6 protein-coding genes are annotated in these 5,708 nt (G+C 44.6%); 5 read left to right on the plus strand and 1 reads right to left on the minus strand.

What is annotated here, in order from left to right:
• The first annotated feature begins 541 nt into the window (after window positions 1-541).
• The 4 genes from AACS90_RS19665 to AACS90_RS19680 all read left to right on the plus strand — a co-directional run bounded on the left by AACS90_RS19665 (window position 542) and on the right by AACS90_RS19680 (window position 5,056).
• Window positions 542-2,404 carry an ATP-dependent nuclease gene (locus tag AACS90_RS19665; protein ID WP_099123584.1) on the plus strand — a complete coding sequence of 621 codons (1,863 nt, stop codon included), beginning with the start codon at window positions 542-544 and terminating at the stop codon, window positions 2,402-2,404.
• Window positions 2,401-2,835 carry a UvrD-helicase domain-containing protein gene (locus AACS90_RS19670; RefSeq protein ID WP_241538333.1) on the plus strand — a complete coding sequence of 145 codons (435 nt, stop codon included), beginning with the start codon at window positions 2,401-2,403 and terminating at the stop codon, window positions 2,833-2,835. The genes AACS90_RS19665 and AACS90_RS19670 overlap by 4 nt, the downstream gene beginning before the upstream one ends.
• Before the next feature lie 127 nt (window positions 2,836-2,962).
• Window positions 2,963-4,129 (plus strand): UvrD-helicase domain-containing protein, encoded by a 1,167-nt coding sequence (locus AACS90_RS19675; RefSeq protein ID WP_241538334.1) that lies wholly within the window; start codon window positions 2,963-2,965, stop codon window positions 4,127-4,129.
• A 720-nt stretch (window positions 4,130-4,849) separates the two neighbouring features.
• Window positions 4,850-5,056 (plus strand): helix-turn-helix transcriptional regulator, encoded by a 207-nt coding sequence (locus AACS90_RS19680; RefSeq protein WP_099123583.1) that lies wholly within the window; start codon window positions 4,850-4,852, stop codon window positions 5,054-5,056.
• A 144-nt stretch (window positions 5,057-5,200) separates the two neighbouring features.
• Here the strand turns inward: AACS90_RS19680 and AACS90_RS19685 are convergent, their stop codons facing one another.
• Window positions 5,201-5,374, minus strand: a complete 174-nt coding sequence (locus AACS90_RS19685) for a hypothetical protein (protein WP_169926620.1) — start codon at window positions 5,372-5,374, stop codon at window positions 5,201-5,203.
• 133 nt (window positions 5,375-5,507) lie between these two features.
• On the opposite strand from AACS90_RS19685, the gene AACS90_RS19690 reads away from it, so the two are divergent.
• On the plus strand, window positions 5,508-5,708 hold a 201-nt coding region (locus AACS90_RS19690; RefSeq protein ID WP_153043709.1), incomplete at its 3' end, for a hypothetical protein.

The raw sequence follows: 5,708 nt of genomic DNA on the forward strand, positions 1-5,708 counted from the left end.
GCATCAAAACATTGTGAATGCGATGAGCGCTAATCGGGTTGCTTAAATGCAACCCAAATCGATGTTTGTTGGATGAAATCACGGTTTTTACACAGTCTGTGCCAAAAGCGAACCTTTCTAAAGCAATTGTGTGTCAACAAATTGAGCGCAGGTCAACCTTAAACTACCCTGATCGTTAGGGGCAAATAAAGTTCAAAAAATTCCCCAGCATGTATGCCAAGGATTTGTGTATAAGAAGATATAGTGCAAATTTGGGGGACTACCTAATTTTATTACCCCTTTTGACCTCGATCACACAAGAAAATACTTCTAACAGCCCCAGTCACTTCAATCCGGGCTTTAAAAGGAAGGCATATTGTTTGCGGTCTTAATTGTGGTTATTTAATGGATACGTGCTTATTCGCTAATGCCTGTGGTGATAAGATGGCAGCAACTCAAGTACCTGAATTTGGCTTATAATCGAGTGGTCATTCAAGTTGGAATGATTTTACGTCTTCTCGTTATTTATTATTCAGAACAGCATTATAGGATGGAGACTTTTATGTATCTTGCAGAGCTCACGATAAAGAATTTTCGCAAACTGCGTGAGGCCAGGCTGAAATTTCAACCTGGTTTGAATGTTCTGGTAGGACCAAACAATGTAGGGAAAAGTGCAGTGGTCGATGCTCTTCGGACGCTTCTTGCAGGTCATGATGAGATTTATCCTCGCCTCGATATTTCTGACAGGCATCGTCCACATGAAGGCGATCCAACTGGCGATATCAGTTTCCATTTTGTCTTCCGAGATCTTAGCCTTGAAGATGAAGCTGACTTTATAGCCGCCCTCAAACCATATGGGGACAAGATCATGGAGGCGCATATCCATGTTCTGTATACCGATGTGGATAAGACGGGACGATTCAAAGTCAGACGCTGGTGCGGCGATCACCCAGAAGTTTCACTGACCTCAGATATGATGGAGAACCTTCGTGGGGTTTATCTCCCGCCTCTCCGCGATGCTGCACAGGGCCTTCGTCCTAACCGTAACAGCCAGTTGGCACGTTTACTTCATTTGCTCACCGATGAAGCAGGCCGTGATACGATCAACACGGCTTTAAAGGACCTTGACGAAACACTTAAACAGAATAAGTCCATTCAAAACACCCATAAAGCGATATCCACCAGACATGATTCCATGATGGGTGATCAGTTAGCGCAGGAGCTTACCGTTGGGCTCAGCGTGACTGATTTTCAGCGCCTCTCTTCCCGACTGACCCTGACGGCTGAAGCCATGGAGATTGAGAAGAATGGATTGGGTTTCAATAACCTGATCTTCATGGCGGTAGTACTCAGTGAACTGGCCAAAAATCCTGACTCTGCTTTTAGGAGTTTGATTATTGAGGAACCAGAAGCGCATTTGCATCCCCAGTTACAGCGCGTGCTACTGCGCTACCTTGCAGGGATACCAATGGGTGAAGGCGAAAAGCCTGTACAGCTGTTCGTTACCAGCCATTCACCAAATTTTGCCAGTAATTCAAAGCTGGATTCCCTTGTGTGCCTGGTCGAGAACGAGGTCGGCGTAGAGACGTTCTTCCCCCGAGATATCCAATTTAAAAAGGGAAAACGTGAAAAGCTGGAGCGGTATCTGGACGTAACCAGGGCTGAACTGTTTTTTGCTCGCCGGGTGATTTTCGTTGAGGGTGCAGCAGAACTAATGTTGATTGACGTGCTTGCTAAGAAGATGGACCTTGATCTCAGGTCATATGGGGTCAGCCTAATTAGCGTTGAGGGGCTTAATTTTGACTCCTTCCTTCCGCTTTTTGGAGAGCGGGGCCTGCGAATTCCCGTCTCTGTAGTGACCGATGCAGATCCTTTTGAAGAAGAAGAAACCGAAGTCGAACAGAGTGAGGAGGAAATTGACGACATACTTGCTGAGGCTGCCTACCAAGAAGAAACAGATGCTCCTGATGACGAAGAGCCTGCTGGCGATACTGAGAAAAAGAAAAAAGTTAAAAGGAAAGAGGTGTATCCCTCGCTTGGAGACCTGGTGAGGTTGTCGGGTAATACCCTTAAGATGAAGAAACTTGAAGATGATTTCGTGAAGATCTTTCACGGATTGAAAACCCTAGAATACGATCTGGCGCTCATTGAAGCGAATCGCGATCCTATGCTTACTGCATTAGCCGACCCACATCCAAGGATCTCAAAGGCTCTTCGTAAGATCGTAGATGACCAACCAAACAACACGGCTAAAGCCAAAGCGCTGTTCTGTGGCATGTTCAAGCGCAAAGATAACGCCAACATCCAGAAAGGTCGATTCGCTCAGGCATTAGCGGAACAGATTTCGAAAGAAATTGGTTTTGAAGTCCCTGAGTACATTAAAAAAGCTATTCAGCATGTCTGTCAGGGAGTGGCCAAGCCGTGAAACTATCAAAGGAACAGATAGACATTATAGATGCGCCGTTAGGGCCAATTGCTGTCACTGCGTGCGCAGGAAGCGGGAAGACAGCTACAGCCATTCGGCGCCTGATCGCCATTCGGCAGAAAATGCAAAACAGTCGCGGTCGCGTTGTGCTGTTGTCTTTCTCCAATGTTGCTGTCAATACCTTCAATACAGGGTATGCGGAGCTCGCTGCTGGCCTGCCGGACGATGCTAATCGTCGAAGGGTGGAAGTCGATACACTTGACAGTTTTTTTACCAAACATATTTTACGTCCCCATGCCTACAGGACTATGACCGCGACTCAGGCTGCGTACCTAGTGTCAGGCTCGGAGCCTTTTCTTGCCAGGTTTAAATATTGGCGTGAAGGCCACCCCCCCTTTACCATTAAAAGACATAAAAATAATCATACCTGATGGGGATTTCGTCTTTTATTCCGATACAAGAAATGGCCCTGAATTTCTTGATAAAGATAAGGTTTTAAAGATCATTCATGACCTTGGACGTTTAGGTGCTTACACTCATGAGATTGGTCGGTACTGGGTGTATAGAACCCTGGATACTCAACCTACAGTATTGAGGGCGCTGGCAGCCCGTTACCCGCAAATCCTTGTCGATGAGTCTCAGGACTTGGGAACACTGCATAAGGAAATCTTAAAGCTACTCATTGCTGCAGGGGTTCAGGTGACGCTTATCGGGGATGTAAATCAGGGGATTTATGGCTTCGCTGGTGCTGACGGTGAGTTCCTGAAGAGCTACGAGGATCGTGCAGAGGTGACCGGCTACATGCTTACTCGCAATTATCGTTCCCTGCCTCCAATCATAAATATCGCCAACACTCTTTGTGGCCGTCATGACGAACCAGACCGGCAGGAGGAACAAGGCGGAGCATATTTCATTGGATACAAGGATTCAGAACTTCCCAAATTAACTGAAGCATTCAAGGCACATATTGATGAGTTAGGCATGCAACATCAGGATGCTGTGATCCTCTGCCGGGGTGCGGACAGAGCCTCAGTAATTGCGGGTAGAACCGCCCCGCCTGGACAAGGTATGGTCAAGGTGTTAGCAGAAGCATCGTTGTTAAGGGATCAGCATAGTAACTATCATGGATGCTTTAAATTGGTCTGCCGGGCTATCATTGGCTTACTGGACGATGCACCCTATGGACTCAATTCAGGACTTCAGAGGTTATCGCATGAAGACGAGATAAGAGGACTTAAACAACTGCTATGGCGTTTCAGTCGCAGCGAAGATGAAGGACTCCCTTCATCTGCACTTATTGCGAAAACAGACTGGCACACAAAACTATTAACAAATGTCAAAGCGCTTCTCGCAGAGATTAATAAACAATACGGATATAAAATTGCTGGTAAGGTAGGCACTAAGCTCACAAAAAAATCATTACCGGATCAGCCACTGGCCAGTGCAGTTACGGCTCAGGGACATGGGCTCAGAGTCGAGACGGTTCACCAGGTTAAGGGGGAGTCTATCGGCGCTGTTATGTATGTAGCCAAGAAAGCCAATATCAAAGCGTTGCTTTCAGGTACAAGTGATGAAGAAGGCCGGATTGGGTATGTTGCAATCACCAGGGCAAAGAACTTGTTTTGGCTGGCAGTGCCACAATCATGCCTAAAAGAATTAAAGCAGGATCTCATTACCGCTGGTTTTCAGGAACGGAGCGAACCTGTCGTCATTGACCTCGCCTGAACTGAATTAAACGCAAAAAAGTACTCATGCTCAGGCTGTTATCCGCCATTCCTCTGGGTGGCGGCTTTCTTAATTGCTGCTGACCTGCTTACCGTTGATTAATACACGGCAATGTTATTAATTCACCTTCGGCATTGATAAATTTCCAACTTACGCTGCTCGCTCATAGCTGGCTATCAGATTTAACCGTACCTTTCTACAGAATCCTGCCAGATAGAGTAACGGATCAATCCATCATGGTATAACAATCATCATATGGTGATTTTTTATCCTTTTCTGGCAGTGCCAGCAAAAACTATTTACGTGCAATTCATAAACTATGAAGAATTTTATGTTCTGATCTTGTCAACAATTTATTTTACCTTTCTTTTGATTAAATCTTACGCAATAGATGGTTTTTTAAACGTCGTTGCCCAAGGCAACAAAGACCATTTTTCATACAAAAAATAGATTATTAAAGATCCACTTTCTGAATAAATAATATATTCCCTTACTTTTCAATTCATTGATAAAAAACATTCATTATGCACATGATTGATTTTTAATCTTCTGTGCCCATGGCACGCAGGACTGTTTTTCATACAGTCAATACTCCCGCATGTAATTTTACGAATTGCATAAAGAGTTTACGCTTTCAATTAAACAGAAATTTTAAATAATCCTCTGTCATCAAATAACGTCTACCAAGGCATTTCAAGGACTCGATAACAGGGGGTATACATGCCAACGATTACAACATCTAAAGAAAGTCTTATTCGCCTGCCAGAAGTTCAGCGCAGAACGGGCTATAGCAAGGCATGGATCTACAGGCTGATTAAAGAAGGTCAATTCCCGAAACAAGTCAAAATCGGCCCTCGTTCGGTTGCGTTTGTTGAATCAGAAATTGATGGCTGGGTAGATCAGCGGATTGCTGAATCTCGTACCTGATAACGTACTGACCTGAATTTTGGTGCATTAATTCACAGTGCAGGCAATCTACCCATTAAGAGATATATAAATCTTGCAATTGTTATTTAAACGAAAAAAGGATAGCAACATGGGAGCTATCCTCCTGATGAACTATCGGTTGGTTCAACCTTTGGGTTCAATGCTGCGTGATTGGAGTTCTTTACGGAGTATGCGCTTGATCCATGTAGCAAGAGAAGCATCACCATCGGCTTTTGCTTGTTCTTCAAGTTGTTGTCTGAATTCTTCCGTCAATCTCATTTGGTATTGCGGAGATCGTTTTTCTTTTTGTGTTGACATGGTAATTACCTAAGGATATTTTAAATTACATGGTAATGACCATTTTAATTTTAGTAACCAAATAAAACAACGCCCCATAGTGCTCGCAACACATACAGGGCGTCTGACCAATAACCGTTGAGAGATAACGATAATGGCTGATACACAGCATAACCAAACTCGCCCTAAATTGACATCTTTGGATAAATCAGACAGCCAAAAACCGCTCGAATTTATCCAAACCGTGAAGCAATCTGCTATGTACCATTGGGAAAATCTGTTACCTGCCTGTGGTATCGATATTCCTGCAAAGGGTAAACATAGCGCTTGCCCTGTCTGCGGCGGCACCGACCGT

The sequence above is a fragment of the Xenorhabdus sp. KK7.4 genome, assembly GCF_963876465.1.
Taxonomy (GTDB): domain Bacteria; phylum Pseudomonadota; class Gammaproteobacteria; order Enterobacterales; family Enterobacteriaceae; genus Xenorhabdus; species Xenorhabdus stockiae.